At 57.5% G+C, this 18,771-nt stretch carries 20 protein-coding genes and 2 pseudogenes; 13 read left to right on the top strand and 9 right to left on the bottom strand.

Annotated elements, in window-relative coordinates; all coding sequences use genetic code 11:
* Positions 1–51: 51 nt before the first annotated feature.
* Positions 52–546 carry a RidA family protein gene (locus tag GGD40_RS21615; RefSeq protein ID WP_257030538.1) on the bottom strand — a complete coding sequence of 165 codons (495 nt, stop codon included), beginning with the start codon at positions 544–546 and terminating at the stop codon, positions 52–54.
* 38 nt (positions 547–584) lie between these two features.
* Between GGD40_RS21615 and GGD40_RS21610 the strand changes: the two are divergent.
* The 3 genes and pseudogenes from GGD40_RS21610 to GGD40_RS21600 all read left to right on the top strand — a co-directional run.
* Positions 585–704 (top strand): annotated as a pseudogene (locus GGD40_RS21610) (carboxymuconolactone decarboxylase family protein); the annotation flags it as partial.
* Between the two features lie 83 nt (positions 705–787).
* A complete protein-coding gene (locus tag GGD40_RS21605) occupies positions 788–1,741 on the top strand; it encodes an IS5 family transposase (protein ID WP_179745028.1) in 954 nt (317 codons plus the stop codon).
* A 444-nt stretch (positions 1,742–2,185) separates the two neighbouring features.
* Positions 2,186–3,631 (top strand): IS1182 family transposase, encoded by a 1,446-nt coding sequence (locus tag GGD40_RS21600; RefSeq protein WP_179745027.1) that lies wholly within the window; start codon positions 2,186–2,188, stop codon positions 3,629–3,631.
* Positions 3,632–3,917: 286 nt separating this feature from the next.
* On the opposite strand, the gene GGD40_RS21595 is transcribed toward GGD40_RS21600, so the two are convergent.
* Both GGD40_RS21595 and GGD40_RS21590 read right to left on the bottom strand, forming a co-directional pair.
* Complete coding sequence (locus tag GGD40_RS21595; RefSeq protein ID WP_179745026.1) at positions 3,918–4,241, bottom strand: hypothetical protein; 324 nt, start codon at positions 4,239–4,241, stop codon at positions 3,918–3,920.
* Between the two features lie 134 nt (positions 4,242–4,375).
* Positions 4,376–6,160 (bottom strand): serine hydrolase, encoded by a 1,785-nt coding sequence (locus tag GGD40_RS21590; protein WP_179745025.1) that lies wholly within the window; start codon positions 6,158–6,160, stop codon positions 4,376–4,378.
* A gap of 75 nt (positions 6,161–6,235) precedes the next feature.
* Between GGD40_RS21590 and GGD40_RS21585 the strand changes: the two are divergent.
* Positions 6,236–6,346, top strand: a pseudogene (locus GGD40_RS21585) (carbohydrate ABC transporter permease); the annotation flags it as partial.
* Between the two features lie 15 nt (positions 6,347–6,361).
* Here GGD40_RS21585 and GGD40_RS21580 read toward each other — a convergent pair.
* Both GGD40_RS21580 and GGD40_RS21575 read right to left on the bottom strand, forming a co-directional pair.
* Positions 6,362–7,429 carry an SGNH/GDSL hydrolase family protein gene (locus GGD40_RS21580; protein WP_179745024.1) on the bottom strand — a complete coding sequence of 356 codons (1,068 nt, stop codon included), beginning with the start codon at positions 7,427–7,429 and terminating at the stop codon, positions 6,362–6,364.
* Between the two features lie 133 nt (positions 7,430–7,562).
* Positions 7,563–8,456, bottom strand: a complete 894-nt coding sequence (locus GGD40_RS21575; RefSeq protein ID WP_179713195.1) for a LysR family transcriptional regulator — start codon at positions 8,454–8,456, stop codon at positions 7,563–7,565.
* A gap of 128 nt (positions 8,457–8,584) precedes the next feature.
* Here GGD40_RS21575 and GGD40_RS21570 point away from each other — a divergent pair, with 128 nt between their 5' ends.
* From GGD40_RS21570 to GGD40_RS21535, 8 genes are all read left to right on the top strand, one after another.
* Entirely contained in the window at positions 8,585–9,580 is a 996-nt protein-coding gene (locus tag GGD40_RS21570; protein ID WP_179713197.1) for an alcohol dehydrogenase catalytic domain-containing protein, read from the top strand.
* A 126-nt stretch (positions 9,581–9,706) separates the two neighbouring features.
* Positions 9,707–10,051 (top strand): ArsR/SmtB family transcription factor, encoded by a 345-nt coding sequence (locus tag GGD40_RS21565; protein WP_179745023.1) that lies wholly within the window; start codon positions 9,707–9,709, stop codon positions 10,049–10,051.
* Complete coding sequence (locus GGD40_RS21560) at positions 10,041–10,541, top strand: SRPBCC family protein (RefSeq protein WP_179745022.1); 501 nt, start codon at positions 10,041–10,043, stop codon at positions 10,539–10,541. The genes GGD40_RS21565 and GGD40_RS21560 overlap by 11 nt, the downstream gene beginning before the upstream one ends.
* A 3-nt stretch (positions 10,542–10,544) precedes the next feature.
* Positions 10,545–11,180: a YdeI/OmpD-associated family protein gene (locus GGD40_RS21555; RefSeq protein WP_218901275.1), complete on the top strand. Its 636-nt coding sequence runs from the start codon at positions 10,545–10,547 to the stop codon at positions 11,178–11,180.
* A 114-nt stretch (positions 11,181–11,294) separates the two neighbouring features.
* Positions 11,295–11,861 (top strand): hypothetical protein, encoded by a 567-nt coding sequence (locus tag GGD40_RS21550; protein WP_179745021.1) that lies wholly within the window; start codon positions 11,295–11,297, stop codon positions 11,859–11,861.
* Between the two features lie 94 nt (positions 11,862–11,955).
* Positions 11,956–12,552: a GNAT family N-acetyltransferase gene (locus GGD40_RS21545; RefSeq protein WP_179745020.1), complete on the top strand. Its 597-nt coding sequence runs from the start codon at positions 11,956–11,958 to the stop codon at positions 12,550–12,552.
* Between the two features lie 45 nt (positions 12,553–12,597).
* Positions 12,598–13,002 (top strand): ASCH domain-containing protein, encoded by a 405-nt coding sequence (locus tag GGD40_RS21540; protein WP_257030537.1) that lies wholly within the window; start codon positions 12,598–12,600, stop codon positions 13,000–13,002.
* Between the two features lie 91 nt (positions 13,003–13,093).
* The gene (locus tag GGD40_RS21535) at positions 13,094–13,876 is read left to right on the top strand and encodes a hypothetical protein (RefSeq protein ID WP_179745019.1); all 783 of its coding nucleotides are present in this window, start codon (positions 13,094–13,096) and stop codon (positions 13,874–13,876) included.
* 29 nt (positions 13,877–13,905) lie between these two features.
* On the opposite strand, the gene GGD40_RS21530 is transcribed toward GGD40_RS21535, so the two are convergent.
* The 3 genes from GGD40_RS21530 to GGD40_RS21520 form a co-directional block, all read right to left on the bottom strand.
* Positions 13,906–14,478 carry an AAA family ATPase gene (locus GGD40_RS21530; protein WP_179745018.1) on the bottom strand — a complete coding sequence of 191 codons (573 nt, stop codon included), beginning with the start codon at positions 14,476–14,478 and terminating at the stop codon, positions 13,906–13,908.
* A gap of 251 nt (positions 14,479–14,729) precedes the next feature.
* Positions 14,730–15,704, bottom strand: a complete 975-nt coding sequence (locus GGD40_RS21525) for an alpha/beta hydrolase family protein (RefSeq protein ID WP_179746999.1) — start codon at positions 15,702–15,704, stop codon at positions 14,730–14,732.
* Positions 15,705–15,778: 74 nt separating this feature from the next.
* Positions 15,779–16,357, bottom strand: a complete 579-nt coding sequence (locus GGD40_RS21520; RefSeq protein WP_257030536.1) for a TetR/AcrR family transcriptional regulator — start codon at positions 16,355–16,357, stop codon at positions 15,779–15,781.
* A 194-nt stretch (positions 16,358–16,551) separates the two neighbouring features.
* Between GGD40_RS21520 and GGD40_RS21515 the strand changes: the two genes are divergently transcribed.
* Positions 16,552–16,863, top strand: a complete 312-nt coding sequence (locus GGD40_RS21515) for an H-NS histone family protein (protein WP_179745017.1) — start codon at positions 16,552–16,554, stop codon at positions 16,861–16,863.
* Between the two features lie 41 nt (positions 16,864–16,904).
* On the opposite strand, the gene GGD40_RS21510 is transcribed toward GGD40_RS21515, so the two are convergent.
* On the bottom strand, positions 16,905–18,455 hold the full coding sequence (locus GGD40_RS21510) for a TonB family protein (protein ID WP_179745016.1): 1,551 nt from the start codon (positions 18,453–18,455) through the stop codon (positions 16,905–16,907).
* Between the last annotated feature and the right edge of the window lie 316 nt (positions 18,456–18,771).

Here is an 18,771-nt window from a genome sequence, read left to right as displayed (position 1 = left end):
AGATCGTTTCTATGGAAGGACAGGTCAGCGGGCAGGTAGGGTGACAAGCCGTTACGCTGTTTTGGCTGCGGTCACTGTTATTTCAACAAGCCAGCCAGGCTCGACCAATCCAACGACTTGCGAGCGCGTGCGAGTGGGTAGGTTCGGTTGTGTTTGCGAGCCGAAATACTCGAGATAGACACTCGAAAAGCCTTCGTAGTCGGGTTTGCCGTTGTTAGCGGGATCGCCGACAAAGATCGCCTGCACAGCCACAACGTCGCCCAACGTATAGCCCTTGTTGCCGAGGATGTCGGCAATCTGATCCAATACGTTTCTCGTTTGGGTTCGTGTATCGCCAAAGTGGGCTACCGTGTGAGGCTCTGCGTTGAAGTTCGACGGCAATGCCCCGACGCCACTCAACACGATATATTTCGCGCCTGCGGGGATTTCGATAGCTTCCGAAAATTCTCTCGCCCACGCTTCCTTCATGGAGCCAGGGGTTTCATGCCGGACAATGCCACTGCTCATGTCGTTCTCCATATTTGACAGAGGGACTGCGGTGTTCATGAACATAACACCGTTGCTCGTAAGTTGTAAGAAAGCATTTACCAGGAACTCTGGAGGGGTACCGGATGCTTCACGACGCGGGCTCACAGACTGGCCATCTGGACGCGAAGACTCGAGAACTTATCGCCCTCGCAGTTGCCGTCACGACCCGATGCGACAGTTAGGGAAGGTCTGCAAAAGTCCTGGCATTGACGTCTGGGTGAACTATCCTGGGAGATAGGAAAATTTAAGGGGTTCGTCGATGACACAACTTGGTCTTGGTCTGGATCTCTCAACGAAACGCACACGCAAGCGGGAATTTCTCGATGAGATGAGGCGCGTTGTGCCATGGTCGAGATTGATTGCGTTGATCGAACCGCATTATCCGAAGGGTAAGACTGGCCGGCCGCCGTTCCCGATTGCGACGATGCTGCAGATTCATTTCATGCAGCAGTGGTTTAGTCTGTCAGACCCGGCGATGGAAGAGGCGCTTTATGACGTACCGTTGTATCGCGACTTTGCGGGGCTGGATGAGGGTATGACGCGTTTGCCGGACGAGAGCACGATTCTCCGGTTCCGTCACCTGCTCGAAACGCACGGGCTGGCTGCACAGATGCTCACGCTGGTCAATGAGATCCTGAGCGAGAAAGGCCTGTTGCTCAAATCGGGGTCGGCTGTCGACGCTACCTTGATTCCGGCACCGAGTTCGACGAAGAACGGCTCTGGTACACGGGACCCGGAAATGCACCAGACGAAGAAGGGAAATCAATGGTACTTCGGGATGAAAGCGCACGTCGGCGTTGACGCTGAGTCTGGCCTGGTTCACACCGTCATCGGTACAGCCGCTAACGTTCACGACATCAACGCAGCCGAAGCGTTGTTGCATGGCCAGGAAACGGATGTGTACGCTGACGCCGGATATCAGGGAATCGAAAAGCGTTGCGAGGCTGACGCAGTACGCTGGCATATCGCGATGAGACCGGGCAGGCGCAGACAACTGGACCTGAGCGATCGTCTGGACGCGATATACGATCAGATCGAACGCCTGAAGGCTGGCATCCGCGCCAAGGTCGAACATCCGTTCCGCGTCCTCAAGCAGCAGTTTGGCTACACGAAGACCCGGTACCGGGGTTTGATGAAAAACACTGCCCAGATCACGACATTGTTTGCTCTGGGCAACCTGTGGATGGCACGCAAGGCTTTGCGGAAAGCTTGAAACGGTCGGGAATTGATACAGCGAGTTTCGGCAAACGGGGGCCGTCGACGGTTCAAAAGCCGGCTGATAAACCTGCCAGCTGATTCTCGTGTTGATACGACCCAAGCGGCAAAAAGGTCAGCGCTCTGAAACGGGTTATGCAGACCTTCCTTAGATCGCGAATCATGCAAAGAAGGCGATCGACCTTGGTGCTACAGAAGCCGAAATGGCGGAAGCGCTCGGCGTGGCGGTTACCATGAATGCGGGAGCGGCTCTCGCATTTGCTGGACGGACAATGGACTCATTCCGTGATTTGTCGGGCGGCAGTTGAGTTCGCGCGCTGCTGATTGCGGTCTTGCTGGGCTCGGGGTTGGATGCCGTTAGCATGAGGCGGAAACGGGCCGAGGCTGTGTGAAAACGCACTCATCGCCTAAACTGAATCAACGCATTGAGACCGGGTGACTCATGAAGCGATTCGTTGAAGGCGATGACCGCAAGCAGGTCGCGCTGCTTCCCGAATGTGTCGATGACTACATCGGACAGGACAATCCGGTCAGAATCGTAGACGTCTTCGTCGACGAACTGGATCTTGCTGAACTTGGTTTCAACGGCACCACTCCTGCAGTCACGGGTCGGCCGTCCTACCACCCGGGCGTGATGCTCAAGGTCTACATCTACGGGTATCTGAACCGTGTCCCATCCAGCCGGCGTCTCGAGCGCGAATGCCAGCGCAATGTCGAGATGATGTGGCTGACGGGACGTCTGTCGCCGGACTTCAAGACGATCGCAGACTTTCGCCGCGACAACGGCGTAGCCATTCGCAACGTATGCCGGCGCTTCGTCGAACTGTGTCGCGGACTGAAGCTGCTATCCGCAGACACGGTGGCAATTGATGGCAGCAAGTTCAAGGCTGTGAACAGCCGTGACAGGAACTACACGGCAGGTAAGATCGACAAGCGTCAGCAGCAGATCGAGGAAAGCGTTCAGCGATATCTCGACGCGATTGAAACCGCGGACCGGATCAGTCCGACGGGTTTCGATGTGAAGACGGTGGACCTGTACGGGAAGATCGCCCGCTTGCGCCAGCAGATGCGTGAACTCGATAAGATCAGGAAGCAGTTGAAGAAGCAACCGGATAAACAGTTGTCGCTGACAGATCCGGATTCACGTTCGATGACCAGTGGTGGCAAAAATACTGGAACGGTTGGCTACAACGTGCAAGCTGCCGTGGACACGAGGCATCACCTGATCGTCGAACATGAGGTGACCAATGTCGGAAACGATCATGGGCAACTCAGCAAGATGGCATTGCTGGCGAAGAACGCGATGAGCAGGCCGAGGCTGAAGGTGCTGGCAGATCGAGGCTACTTTAGCGGCCCTGAGATCCACGCGTGCGAGCTGGCCGGCATCAAGGCGTATGTCCCGAAACCACTTACTTCGGCATCAAGGAAGAAAGGGCTCTTTACCAAACGCGACTTTGTCTACATCGCGAAGCACGATGAATATCGATGTCCTGCCGGCGAGCGCGCAATCCGTCGATTCACGACCGTCGAGCATGACATGACGCTGCAGGTGTACTGGCCCAGCGCCTGCCCGCGTTGCCATCTCAAGGAACGATGTTCACCCAGCAACTACCGCCGTATCCGACGATGGGAGCACGAACATATACTGGAAACCATGCAGCGTCGGCTGGACCGGAAGCCCGATGCAATGACCATTCGAAGAAGTACCGTCGAGCATGTCTTCGGTACGCTCAAGCACTGGATGGGTTCCACCCATTTCCTGACCCGCACGTTGGGACGGGTGAGCACGGAGATGAGCCTTCAGGTATTGGCCTACAACCTCAAGCGGGTCATGAACATACTTGGGGTCGAGCGGACGATGAAGGCCATAAGAATGGCTGGAAGCTGAGGTTCTCAGGAGCCTTCTTGTAGTTCACGACGTTAGCGATCTTGTCCGACCTACCAAAACACGGTCACCCCGTCCGGCGAGCTCGCCTTCTCCGCAAAAAAACAGTTTCCACACAGCCTCGGCCATGAGCCGTCCGTCGCGATATTTCACCCGCTGGCAGCTTGCAGCTGCACAGCGGCCGAGGGCACGCAGCCAGATCAAGGCCGACCGAGTGCCATCGGAGAACAATTCCAAGGATGGACTCGGTAGAACTGCTGCTCATCGAGGAGCGCGTTGCATCGGCCGCTCAGCGGCAGATATGTTGCGCGGATAGATGAGCAACCAATAGAAAAACTGCCAAACCGTACACCGGCAACATAGCGCGGCCTCGCGACATGAAACGGCGCGAAGACGTGCCACGATCAGCGAACACTTTGAAGTATTGGAATATCAAACCGATCAGGGCGAACGCTGTCGCAAACGCATATCCGACGAGCACTAGCCCAATGCTATCTCCGAGTGCGTCTTTGAGACTACTCAGTGCGGGTTCACATCCGATCCAGAAGATCCCGCCGAGCAGCAGTACTGCGAATACCAGCGAGAAACCCAGCGTTGCTCGATCTTTCCACATAAAAGAACTTTTTCGACGCATCTGGCGCATCAATACCGGAACAGACCCCGCACATGGAATACGTCGTCGTCATTTTCCACGCGGCGTACCGGGCCCTGTCAGCCATAACCGCTCTCGTCGTCCGGCAAGACAAACTAACTCTTGAGTAACGCATCGTCCTCGAGCGTGTCCGCGGGGACGGCGTCGCCAGTGCGAGGCCACACGATCTCCACGTGTGCGTCCCAGTGACGCAGCTCCGTTACGCGACCGTCCTGGAAGACGAATTCGAACGTGACGTCGGGAAAATCGTTGCTACGAAATTGCAGCCCTTTGAGCGGCTTGAGAACCTCGCCGGGATCGCCCGGAGCGGAGAGCAAGATATCGCCGTCCCGATTCAGGCTAATGCCGATCTTCATGCCGAGAGGCGTCTCGTAGGTCCCGACCAGCTTGGCGAGCACGTCTGCTTCAGGGCGCGTAGCTAGACGAACAAACACGGCTTCGATCTGATCAAGCTGCATCGCCGCACGGTCGATGTCGCCGAGCGTGCTCGTCAGGAACGAAGCCGACCATGCACCTTTTGCTTCGTCGTCGGGGGTGTCGAAGCGGTCGTAATGGAAATGGTTCAGAGGCAGGTCGATATGTCGGAAACCGAACTGAAGCTGCGTGCCGTCCATGGTGATATTCATTTTGCCGTACGCCGGATGCTCGTACGAGCCGACGTAATCGGCGAGATCGTGCGACGGGCGCGTATTCGGAACCGCTCGCGGCACGGAGCGTTCTCGCGCCTCGCGCATCGTGGCCTTGGCCTTTATGCAAAAGTCGCGGAATCGCGCCGTCCAGTCGGTCGCTTCCAGGCCAAGCGCGCGACTATAGATGTCGAAGCCAATCGCATTGCTCAGCGGTGCGCAATGGTCGCCGATCACGAACACAGATACGCCGATCTTCTCGTTCGACAGATAGGAAACCTGCGAATGAAACGCGCGCAGGTTGCCGCCATGACTCGTCAACAGATGGCCGCGAAACACCGATGTCATGCGTCCCATGCCGTAAACACCGTTCAAGTCGGTGTCGAAACCGAGCAGGTCGCTCATGCCGGTTGGCCATGGCAAGCCGGGAACGAGCGTCGCTTTCAGAACGCTCGCGGGAATCAGTTGCTTGCCGTCGATCACGCCGTCGTTCATCAGCATGATCGACCAGCGCGCGATGTCCTCCAGACTCGTGACGATGCTGCCTGCAGGGCTACGCTCGTCGTCCTTTGGCGCGGGCAGTTGCCAGAACTCGTCGCTATCGCGTCGTTCGGAGAAGGGTAATGCGTAGTCCCCTTGACCGTCGGCCTTAGCACCGCCATACGTGAACAGCGTTCGTTGCATGCCAAGCGGTGTCAAAATCTCGTCGCGCACGAATTGATCCCACGGTTTGCCGCTCATCAACTCGATGATATGGCCAACCGCTTCGTACATCATGTTGTTGTAGATCATCCGCGAACGGAGTGGCGCCACCGGCTTCATGAAGCGGATACGCTCGAACAGCTCTTTTGTCGAATAATCCGAGTCGTCCCAGATCATGTCATAGCGCGGCACACCCGTTTTGTGCCCGAGCATGTCGCGCAACGTAACTGCAGCATCGAGCGAAGGGTCGTAAAACCGCAGACTGGGCACTGCATGACGAATCGGCTCATCGAAACTCAGCAGGCCACGTTCGACCAGCAAACCTGCGGCGATAGCCGTGAACAGTTTTGTGTTCGACGCGATAGGAAAGAGCGTCGAGGGGGTAAACGAAAGTAAGTTTGCGGCGTCGCGATAACCGTAGCCGCGCGTCAGTACTATCTGATCGTTTCTGACAACGCTCACGCCGATTCCCGGCGCATGCCAGTCACGTATTAAGGCTTCCATGTACTCATCGAATTTTCCCAAATCCAAATCGCGCGAATCGCTCGGCATTGAATTCCCTTTGAGTGGAGAGTGGAGAGTGGAGAGTGGAGAGTGAAGCGTCAAAATACGGACTGTTTTCGCCCGTGGGCGATAGCGTGGAACCCTGTCTCAGCGGAATCGCTACTGCCGTCGGTCATGATGTTCTTCGCCCTCCAGCGGCACTTCGTTGCCCGGCTGACGTTCGGGGCGACGAAGTGCGAGGGCGACGACCTATTCGTGCAACCACGTGTCGATCTGAACCACGACGTAGTCCGCTATGAGTTTTTGCAGGTGAGTCGTCGGATGATAAGCGTCAGCGAACATGTAGAGGTTGTCAGCATGGGGGGAGACATACGTCGAGCGTGAGCAGAAGAGCGCGCTGGTGTCGTCGGCTTGAAATGCCGGGGGCAGGTTTGCCGGCGCGCATGCTACGTTGGTGCCGATGCTGCCGTCGAAGCGAAAACCAAGTTGGCGATAGTTCTCTGATACTTCATCAATGAACGTGAACGCGTCGATCCGCAGCACGGCCGACGATGAAGGAAGAGCGTCATCGAGCGCGGTGTTGAATACCCGCGCCAGACGCCGAAGCACTTTTGAAGAGCCCGGCAGTTGCTGATCGAGAAGGTTCGCGATTGGCGCCTTGCTGATGTCCGGTACGTTTTGTACAACGATATGTGTGGCACCGTGCTGCTGCACGTTGTGCACCAATTCCGCAAATTGTTGCGCTGCCTGTCTCAGCGAAGGTAGCACTGCCTGCAAAGAGGCGGCCGGCTCGCCGCCGTTCGCGACCATTCCCGCCCATGCGCCATAGGCATCCTGAACGTCGTTCGCACCGCCTTGCATCAGTACGAGTTGCTTGCCGGTGAAGCGTGTATGCGACTGAAGATAGGCGGCCACCTGTGAAGTCAGTGGAGTCTGTAACTCGCCGGTGTCGCCCGTTGCATCGCCGGGGTTCGGCGGCCCAGCGACTCGGGCGCCCCCTTGGGCGTAGCCCAATCCTTCCGGATGAACGACGCTCGGTTGCCCGAAGCCGCCCGTCAACGCGGGCGTGAGGCCCGACCCATAATGTTCCGCGATAACCTGGACGGAGATAGCACCCGGATTAGTGGTGTAGGCGCCGCCGCCGAATTGTCGAGCGTACGCGTAGGTGCCAACGTCCGAAAGACTGTCCCCGAACGAAACAACCTGCATGAGGCTTCGTTGCGGATTGGCAGAGTCGGCCGATGCGCTCGACGAATGGGACAAACCGATGACACTGCATGTCAACGCAAGGAACGCGAAACGACGGACTGTCTGCATGGGGCACTCCGGGGTAGTGTGGTGTATCGAAGAATAACCTTGTTGCGCGCTAACTGTCTGCGATAGGCGAGTTCATGTCGCTTCAGCGTGTCGACGTCGGCCGACTTGCAGCCGCAGTTGATTGAACTGCGTTTCAAAGTTCTGAACGCGCAAATGCCGAGACAAGATATTCGATGAACACTCTAACCCTCATCGGTACTCGACGGCCCGCCGGATAGACAAGGTGGATAGGCACTCGCTCGGGTTGCAACTCTGGCAGCAACACCTTGATCTCGCCGGACCGGATCTCTTCCGCCATGAGCCAGAACGGCGCCTGAGCAATGCCAAGGCCGCAAAGCACGGCAGCGCGAATATGCTCCGCATCTCCCGTCAGCAGCGAGCCGTGCGGCACATAGGAGACAAGCTCCCTGCCGACCTTGAGCGACCAGGGGTAGCGCTCGCGGCCTTTCGCGAAGACGATGCAGGTGTGACCATCAAGGTCCGCAAAGCGCGTCGGAACTCCGTGAGCCGCAAGATAACCAGGGCTCGCCGCGAGCACGAAGTCCGTCTCGGACAGCTTTCGCGCGGTGAGGGACGAATCCACCAGTCGCCCGTGGCGGACCGCCAGATCGACGCCGTCGCCGACGAGGTCGACATGCCGCTCCGATACCGATAATTCGATCGCGACGTCTGGATACTGACGAAAAAACTCCGGTAGCAGCGGTGTAATGCAAAGCCGACCATGCGCCGGAGCCGTATTGACCCGCACCACGCCTCGTGGCGACTGCTGGCGGTCCCCGACGGACGACTCGAGTGCGTCGAAGTCGTCCACCAGTTGCCTGGCCGATTCGTAGAAGGTTTGTCCTGCGTCCGTGATCACGACCTGGCGCGAGGTCCGCAAAACGAGTTGAGCACCAAGATGCCGTTCCAGCGCGCCGATCTGCTTGCTAACCGCAGGCTGTCCAATCCCTTCCTCGCGCCCCACGGCGGAAAAGCTGCCGCATTCGACGAGGCGTACAAACAGGCGAATCGCGTTTACTCGGTCCATATGGGCTATGCGTATCAATTCCAGAATGGAATGGATGGTATGCCCTGACACAGCGTTTCGGCAATCAATGAAGTTGCTTATGGTACGGGCGGTGCAATCACCGACACCTAAACCAAAGGAGCTGAACGATGAAAGCGATTTGTGTAACGCCTGGCCGGGAGCTTGAGGTTCGTGACATCCCAACCCCGAACGAGCCTGCGCCGGGTCATGTGCTGATCGACATGGATGCTTCGGCGATCAACCATGGCGACAAGACTTTCCTGAGGATGCCCACAGCGGCCGGCAACGCGCTCGCGCTGGGTCGGCATGACGTATGGGGTGCGTCGGGGGCTGGGCGCGTGGTCGCGGTGGGCTCGGGCGTCCCCGTGGAATATACGGGCAGGCAGGTGGCGGTATACCGGTCTCTCGACAGAAGCCCGGCGAGTGTCGGGCTTTGGTGCGAACAGGCTCATGTACCTTATACGACCTGTCTGATCTTGCCCGACCATGTACGTGCGCGCGACTATTGTGGCTCGCTCGTCAACGTCATGACGGCCTACGCCTTTCTCGAAGAGATCGCTAACGCGGGTCACAAGGGCGTCATCGTCACGGCGGGGAATTCGGCCACCGGCTATGCGCTTGCTTCGCTCGCGCGCAGCAGAAACGTACCGGCGATCTTCCTGGTGCGCACCGCCGCAGCGCGGGACGCGATGTGCCGTTTGGGCGTGGAGCATGTCATCGTCACCACCGAGGGCTTCACCGACACGCTCGCTCGGCTGTCCACCGAACTGGGGACGACGGCGGTATTCGATGGCGTCGGCGGCGACTTGATAACAGGAATTGCCCCGAGCTTGCCGATGAATTCGACGATCTATTTCTATGGCTTTTTGGGCGGCGCTGCGCCGGTTTCTATCCCGTCCGTACTGTTCATGATGAAGAACCTGAGCATGAGGCGGTTCAGCAATTTCGAAAGCCGGACGGTGAAGGAACCGGCGAAGCTTGCTGCCGCGCTGAAAACGCTTGAGGGTGTGATCGACGATCCCATGTTCATGACCAGAACCGGCAAGGAATTCCATTACGATCAGATCGAACTCGCCATGGCTTACGGGTCGCCGGATGGTGCGAAGGCTGTCCTCGTAAAGTAGGTCGTCCGCAGACTCGCGGCAACTTCGCCGCATGCCGCTATCGCCGAATTGCCGTCGCCTACGATTCCGGGTCGGCTTCCTTGAATAGTTTGCCAAATAGAAAACCATCATGATATAGTTTTCCACATGGAAAACTATTCTACATCGCTCAACGGCGTGTTCCATGCATTGGCCGACCCCACCCGGCGATCAGTGATTGCGAGGCTCGGCAGCGGCCCTGCATCGATCAAAGAGCTTGCAGAACCATTCGGTTTGGGGTTGCCTTCGTTTTTGAAGCACATCAAGGTTCTCGAAAGCAGCGGCCTCATTGCATCAGAGAAGGTAGGGCGAGTGCGAACGTGCAAACTAAGACGTGGGAACTTGACCGCTGCCGAAAAGTGGTTCGACGAGCAACGCGCAGTCTGGGAAAGCCGATATGAAAATCTCGATCACCTATTAACTACCCTGAAAGGCGAAAAAGATGAAAGCTGACGTTCGATTTGACTTCCTTGTCGACAAGGAGAACAACACCATTACGATCAAAAGAGAGTTTGCTGCCAAACGACAACTGGTTTGGGACTGCCACACGAAAAGTGAACTTCTCGATCAGTGGTTTGCGCCTAGACCTTTAACCACGAAAACCAGGTTTATGGATTTCAGTGAGGGAGGGCATTGGCACTATGCGATGGTTGAACCCAATGGCCAGGAATACTGGGGCCGTATGGACTATCAAACCATTCAACCCATCGACAATTACACCTCGCTCGACGGCTTTTGCGATGACACCGGCGCACTGAATCCAGAGTTGCCCAGATCTAAGTGGCATGTCTCCTTCTCGGATGTTGCGACGCATACCCTTGTAGAAACGGTCGTTTCCTACACGTCGTCTGAAGCACTCCAACAAGTCATTCAGATGGGACTGAAGGAAGGTCTGACCTCGACTTTGGAACGCCTCGACGAACTTCTTTTAACCCTCAACTGAGAATTGAAAGAACCCGATCCGATGCCCACGCCAAAACACAATCCTAAGGTTGATGCCTATGCCGAAAAGGCCGAAGACTTTGCGAAACCCGTCTTCGCTCGCCTGCGCGCTCTCATCCACGCAACATGCCCAGAGGTAATTGAGGAGGTCAAATGGGGGATTCCGCATTTTGACTACAAAGGCGACATGATGTGCATTTTCGCGGCTTACAAGAAGCACTGCTCCTTCACGTTCTATAAGGATGCACTGATGGGTGATGCGCGTCTCAAGGCCAATGCCGGCATTCCAGCCGCCAAGCGTTTTATGGGTAAGCTGACTAGCGTTGCAGATCTACCGCCAGACCGGGAGCTTAAATCCTGGATCAAGGAATCTATGGCACTCAATGAGCAAGGCCTGAAACTCCCGGTACGAGAATCCAGGACTCCCAAAGAAGTCGGAATGCCTGCGGCATTCGCCGAAAAGCTCCAGGCGAACCCGAAGATCATAAAGATTTTCGAGAGCAAATCGGCATCATTTCAAAAGGAATACAACGTTTGGATTGGTGACGCGAAGACTGAGGCAACGCGCGATAAGCGCATCGAAGAGGCGATTGCCTGGATCGCGGAGGGCAAGGGACGTTTTTGGAAATATGCGAAGTAGTGACCGCCTGTTTGCAGGCGTTAGCGGCGCTCGCGAACGGCGGCAATGGCGGACAATCGACGCTGCAGCGCAGATCGCTGACAATCAACGACATCCCGTAATCGAGAGAGCGCAATGGATCACGAAGAACTCCTTCAGCTTTCCCGGCAGCTTTCACCCGCCGACGTATGTGCACAACTGCTCGCCCTAAGCGTGGTCGAATATAGCTATACACCGAGTTCAAAGATTACCCTCGAACTCAGCGATGCCGAAGGAAAGCTGACAGACACGGGGCGGGGAATGAGACTGACGCCGGATAAGGGAGACGCGCTCGCGCATGCCGAGCGGGCACTTACCGGCTTCTACCCATGCATTCCTTCAAATCCAGAATTTGACGCAATTCTTCGCGAGTTGGCCTGGGGCGAACGCGGTTCACCAGGGCCGTCGGTCGCCAACTTTGCCTGCTGTTCATTCGAGTTCACCAGTATGAGAGATGGCGAGGTTTGGTCGCAAAGTTACAGCTACGGGACACCTTCCGGCCCGGCGGTGACGCTCGGCTTGACGAAAATGACCGGCACCGTCATTGACTTCAAAACCATCGAGCCAATCAAGCATGCCGTTGTCGCGACGCTCGTAGAGGCACTGCGTTCTCGTATTCAAGGGCTTTCCATAGTTCTTCGATCTCATGGCAGGAGTCAGTAGCCGGCCAAAAGAAGTTGTTAGAATTGGCGACCATCTTCGCGTGGCGTATCCTGATGAACCGCAGTTATGACACGGACTAATCAGAGAGCATTCAATGCCTTTTGAATCGAATCAGATACTGTTCGAGGTGGATCGTTATTGTGCTATCGAACTTGTTTCCGATGACCTGACGGTCATTCAGAAATTTTTAGAGGACAACCCCGCTTACTTCCTGACAGCAGACGGTTCCCCGCCGGCAAATACACAAGCCAAAGAGGAGTTTGAAAGTGAACTGCCAGAAGGGTGGGTGTTCACTAGCAAACGTGCGATTGGGTTTGTCGATGCGAACAAAGTGTTGACCGCCTTTGCTACAACGGTGTCGGATCTCTTCGTTGACGGTGTCTGGCACATTGGACTATTCATCCTGTCGACCGACAAGTACGGCCAAGGTGTAGCGCGTCGCCTGTACGACGGCCTTGAAGATTGGCTCAAGGCATCAGGAGCGAAGTGGTTGCGCCTTGGTGTCATTGTCGGCAACGCGCGAGCGGAACGCTTTTGGGAACGGAATGGCTACCTTGAAGCACGCCGTCGGTATGGGATCACGATGAAAAATGCCACCAATACCGTGCGCGTTATGATCAAGCCGATCGGTGAAGCCGGATTGAGCGAATACCTGCGTCTCGTTAGTCGGGATCGCCCCGACACCCCATAACGGCTGGTCGATCCAACGCACGATGAAATACACGCAAGGATGCGGATGAACAGACGAAAGAGGTTGACCTTTTGGGGCGCTGACGAAAACGATGACAGTTTGCCGCGCGCCGTTATGGAAGGCCGAAAGACCGTCACGGCCGATACGGTCGCAGAGTATTACAAACCGTACGGCGAGTACGGCGACGGCAGTTATGCACCGGGTGACATCATCGAGGTCTACGATTTAAAGCATAGGCTTCGCTGCATCATCAAAGCGACCAAAGTGTATCCGATCCAATTCGGCGAGATTCCGGAGGAGGTCTGGCGTGGTGAAACATTCTCCAGTGCCGAGGAATTTCGGGAGGTCCATATTCGGTGCATGCCCCACGAAGACCTGCATGATCATTTCGAACTGGTGACTCTGCATTTTGAATTGATAGAGGTCGTAGCGCGTGAAGTCCCTGATTGATGTCGAAAATGCGAGGCCATGAAGATAGTCGGTGGTCCTGCAATTAAGCCGTGGTTTTCGACTGCTGAGCGTCTGCTTTCGGGGCTGCTCCATGGGCGTCGCTATGGCGGGAATTGCATTTCATTTGAAAGATACCAACAAGCCTGTTGACGAACTCGTATCTGCGCTTTTCGAGCGCCCGTGTCGAGAAATCGCGCCGCCGAACCGGCGTGAGTTCGACATTCGCCGTCCGTCGGACGTGATGGTGGAGGTCTTTGACGACGTGTGCTTCGTCTACAGCAACGAGCTTGTATGGGGCATTCTGGACAACCCGGAAGAAGCCGACACCCGTCATATTTTCGCTACGCTGAATCGGCCGGAGCTTATCCTGGGATTCTGCAACTACGACTCCGGCGGCAGCTACGGATACGCGTTTATCGAAAACGGCATCATGACGCGATCCCGTCTGGAGACAGTTGAGGCCCCTGGTCGCGCGCCCCTTCAGGAGTACGGGCTGCCCAAGGAGTTCGAAACTCGTTGGCTGTCTGCGCCGTCCTACCTTGAAGAGGACGAAGGAGCGCTCCCAGAAGAGCGTGTCCGAATCTACTACCTCCCGGCCGAGAATCTCCAGGTGGCCGAGTTTTCACTGACTTCGCGGATGCTTTACGAGGCGTTGGTTATCAGTTTCGGTGTTTGCCCGTGGGACACGGACGCAAAATCAAATTCCCGGTTCCTTAGATTGGAAACGAAACCGGTTGAGAACATCCCGTCGACTTTTCCTCAAAGCGCGAGCGACGTCGAACAGTCCGCAGCCATATCGGATGAATCGATCGCCGCGCCCAAGAAAGGTGGGATCTGGTCAAGCATTGCTTCAATTTTTGGCCGATCGAAATAGCCGTCCATGCTTGACCGAAAACGGCAACGCTAGTCGGACAATCCAATCTCCAACGCACTCTGTCCACGAACACTCCCCGTCTCGTCGTAGACAACAAGCTCAAACCCTTCGTCTGCTGTGGGCGGCACGAAATGACGAGTGATCAATTCATACTGCGCTTCAGACGTCTGGAACGGATGCTCGCCTGACGCGTTCCTCGCCCTCAAGCGAGATTTGCAGATCTCGTCGCTCACTTCCAGATAGTGAAGCCGATGCTCACAGCCGACGGCTCGCGCCAAAGAATGTCCCCATTCACGCGTGTCGGTCGTGTTGAACGGGAAGTCCAATACCACGGATACTCCCGCCGAAAGAAGCGACTGAATGTGCTCGGTGAGGACCGTCTTCAAGCGTGCCGCGCAGCGCACATAGTCTGCCAGCGTATGAATCTCGTCCGGATAAAGACGTGCGATCCATACGTCTTCGCTGATCAGAACTGTTCGTTGAGCATCTGCCAGGCGAGCCGTGAGCGTGGACTTGCCCGACGCAATTTTGCCGCAGACCATATGGAGAGCGGTCGCATTGCAAAAGCCAACTGCAGTGACCAACGTGTTCTTACTCGTCATTTCGTGGCGCTCCGATTAGCGCCCAGAAAGCAAAAACCCGCCTTCTGGGCGGGTTGTGATTGCGTATTGTCAACTCAATAGCTATCCCGCCGAGACTTTCGCGGCGGTAATAATCGAGTTGATGTGGGACGGGTTCATACGCCAAATCCTAATACAGTGAGCGAGATAGAACAAGTGCCGTTCGCTCGAAATGGTCCACTCACCAGGCGTGACCCCACACGGCCGGAGGGCGGCTAAAGCCTCGCCCGCAGCTATCGCAGCGTCGCCTGAAAGAACTGCACGACATCGGCATTGAATCGTTCATGGAACGCCGCACGGTCGAAGCCCGGCAAGCTATTGCAGATGTCCGGCATCTTCCGGGACAGCCGCGTATCGCAGGGTGGCAGGAAATCGTAATGGCCTGCATCAGGAACCACACGATATTCAGGTACCTCAGGCAGATCGGCGCGTACTGCCTCCTCATAATACGGATGTGGCTGATGACGATCGTCGGCAGCTCGCCAGAGTTGGATCGGGGCGCGCACGCTGCTGAGCCCTGCGCGGTCGAAGCTGAAGCCGAACGCGGGCGCGGCGACGACAAGGGCCTTAATGCGCGGGTCGTGGACCCAGGCGCTGGCAGAAACCTCCGGGATCGAATGGAGATCGACACCGGCCTGTTTCAAGGCCGTGCACAGGTCGTGCTCAGGATGAGCCTCGCAATACGGGGCAATCTTCGAAAGAGTCGGGATGCCGCCAGCGGCCACGAGCACGGTGAAGCCACCGTTAGAAAAGCCGAATGCGCCGACGCGGCCCGCGTCCAGCCGCTCATGCCAACGCCAGTCGTCGAGCATGTAGTCCAACAAACGGTGAAGCTGCGCGGGACGGCGCCACAACTGCAACACGCGGCTCTGGTCATCGAACGTGTCGCCGGCGTGGCTGACGGCCGCCACCACGAAGCCCGCGTGAGCCAAGGCTAGCGCCGTGTCGTAATGGCTGCCGTACCATCCTCCGCCGCCATGCGAGATCAGCACCAGCGGCAGGCCATGGCCGGCGACCGGCGCGTCCAGCGCCACCGTCTGGTTGACATCGCCCAGAGCATGTGGCGACGCGGTCGCATCACTCGGATACCAGACCCCTGCCGTTAGCGGCGACTCCGCGCCGTTCGCTATCTTGATCTCCTCGAAGCCGACATCGGCGGCATGGGCCGGTGTGGCAAGCAGAGCAAAGAGCATGACGATCAAGGCCATCAATCTCACGGCGGTCTCCTTTGTTATCGCTGCGCTAATCGAAGGCCAATGGGCAATCACCTCGCCATCGTAATTCAGCGCACACGCGGCGCGGCGGCTAACAGGCTGCGCAGAAACACCATGATCATGTATCCGATCGGCACTTCGGACAGCATCGACCGCTGCAACGCGAGGCCTTGCGAAAGTCCCATGAAAGACGTGGCCAATACCATCGGCGATTCCGGCGGCACCTTTTTCAGTCTGGCGAAAATCTGCCCGATGCAATAGGCGAGGCCATCGCGGTGAGCATCCAGCAGTGCCTGCACTGCGGCTGCAACAGCAGGACTGCGGCGTCCCATCAGCTTGAATTCAACGCCCAGCACGGACCACTCGGGCTCGGCATCGAGTGTTCGCGCCCACACTTCCAACGCGCTCAGGATGTCCTCCGCAGACGCCGCGGGATCACTCAGCGTGCGGGCAATATCGGTCACTTGCGCCTTCGACCGCTCTCGCATCAGTTCGACAAACAGCTCTTCTTTGCTCGCGAAATTCGAATAGAACGCGCCCTGCGTATAACCGGCCTCGGTCGCGATATCTCTCAGCGACGTGGCGCCGAAACCTCGGTCGACAAACAGACGCTTCGCCGCAGCAAGCAAATGTGTCCGCGTCTGCAATCGACTTTCTTCGCGGCTCAGCCGCTGGGGTTTGGTCGCCGTGTTCATGGCCGCAAGGATATCAGTTGATATTTAAAATTCAACTCGCTAGTATTACGTTTGCGTTTCATATCTCACTTGATATGTGAACGAAGTCAATCGCAAAGACCGGGAACGCGGTGCAACGACCTGGTCATGTACTACGGAAACAAAGTATGAGCAGCAGGGTAAAGACGTTGAAGCAGCAACTCGCGCAACTCGATGAGCGGCTCCTGATTGCGTGGCAGCAGGAACAGAAAGCGGCGATCGAACATGTCCGGCAGGTCATGAACTTCTTCAACCTGGTGCCTAACCAGTTACGTGTGGACCGGCGCGGCACGTATAAGACCAGGCCGCTTCGGATGAAGTATCGGGACCCCGTCAGCGGTGCGACCTGGAGTGGCCGTGGCCGTGCGCCGTCATGGATCAGGAACCGGCGCTACGAGGACTTTCTGGTCAAGCAGTCCGACGACGCGGGATCGGACTAGGGGCGTGTGACTGTGCGGCGCCGGCTGCCGGCGCCGCACAGTCACACGCCGGGTCTCAGCGTTATCTTGAACGACCGGGGCGCTTGACCGCTTTCGTCCAGCGGCATGGGATCGGACCGCTTGACCGCTTCAAGTGCTGCCCGGTCCCACGCCGGGTCGCCGCTCGAACGGACAATTTTCACCGACTCCAGGTTGCCTGAAGGAGCGCAATGGACCTCGACCACCGTTTCGAGTCGGCTCGCCTTGCCATCCCAGACGATGTTGGGACGGATGCGTCGCCGCAGCATCTCCGGATAGTCGAACACCGGAGGCGCAGCGACGGGCTGTCGGGCGGCCTGCGCCATCGCGTTGAGATTGTTCAGCGTCGTCAGCAGGACAGCGGCGGAACGTCGCTGGGTTTCCAACTCCGAAAGCGTGACCCAGTCGCGCGCCGGTTGCGGCGTTTTGTCGAAAGCATGCCGGTATAAACGCGTGGCTTTGCACCACGCGGCAGGCGAAAGCTCCGCCTGTTTGCCGCTCATCAGAAGGCCGAGATCTTCCGTCTCGTCGGGATCGCGTTTCAGCGCCTCCGAAATGGACGCCGAGAGTGCCAGTTGACCTTGCAACCGCTGGCCGGGCGTGATCTGTGGCAGCGGCGTGCTCTGGGTGGCTTGCTTGAGCAGGTCGTAGATCGTATCCAGCTGAGCTTGAAGCTCTGCGTCGCTCTCGGTGCTCATTGACAGGTAGCGCGACGAGATCATTTGCAGATTCTTGAGGCCGCCGCAATCCGGCGGCGCGTTGTCCAGCGCCTGTGTCGTGAAACGCGCCAGCCGTTCACGGTCGTCCCGCGAGATTCTCGCCATCGCGTCCAGCACGCCAAGCGCACGCGACAACGCAAACGGGCCCGCGTTAGCCGGGTTGTTATTGGACGTGAAGTAGTTCTTGATGTCCGGATCAGCCGCGAGTTTTTTGGCCCAGTCGTCGAAGAGTTTCGCCTTGGACGAGCCGGACGTGATGCCGAACCTGGCCAGCGTGCTGGTATCGAGCGGCTTGCTGAATTCAAACGGGAGGGCCGCGGCCAGAAGCGCAGGCGGGGGCGCGCTCATGGGAAAAGACGGTACAGGGCGGCCACCCGCGGCGCCCGGATTGAGTGCGGCCGCCGCCAGGTTCGGGGCGGCGCGCGTTGCGTTGGCGTTCGACTGCGGCAGATTGAAGATGAAGTTCGTTTCAACCGCGACCGGCTTGCCGTCCATACCGGGAAAAGGTCGGCACTGTGCTCGCCGGGATGCCTGCAGGGCGAGATTGTCGAAGGCGGCATTGCCCGACGACTGTTCCACTACCGCATCGCTGATCTGTCCGCGCTCATCGATCGATACCCGAACCGCGACGTCCGGACGAGGTGCGTGTTCCACAGTCGAACCCGCGGATTTCAGATCGTCGATAGACAGCGCATAGGTGCAGGGAATGCTCTGCGCCGGTACATACGACGGCGCCGATGTCGTATTTGCCTCCGCTGTAACCGTGCCCATCATGCAGGCGATAACGACGAATGCTTTCGCTGCGCAGATACGTGGCAGTGAAGTCTTGCCGCGGAATGGATGCGTTGTTTTCATTTATCTTTCGGAGGGGACATCACGCTATTGCCGACCGGCAGCAAGCCAGTACGTCAGCCCTGAAACGGCACCCGCAATCGCGAATACGGGGGCGTTCGAATGCGCCTGTTGCCAGAAGTCCGGCGGTGGCAAAGGATAGCGAGAATCGGGGTACCACGTCCATCCGGATGTTGCGGAGATAAACGGCGCGACGGCGCGACGGCGAGAAGCGCGAGCCCGCACGCATGGGGAAACGGTTGAACGATCGCGGTGGAAGGCGCGCTCGTTCTACTCGCGCTTAAGCTTGCCATCAATCACATGCCGGAGCGACAGCGGA

Source organism: Paraburkholderia bryophila (assembly GCF_013409255.1).
In the GTDB taxonomy this organism is placed as follows: domain Bacteria; phylum Pseudomonadota; class Gammaproteobacteria; order Burkholderiales; family Burkholderiaceae; genus Paraburkholderia.
This window is presented reverse-complemented; position numbering and strand designations above follow the sequence as displayed.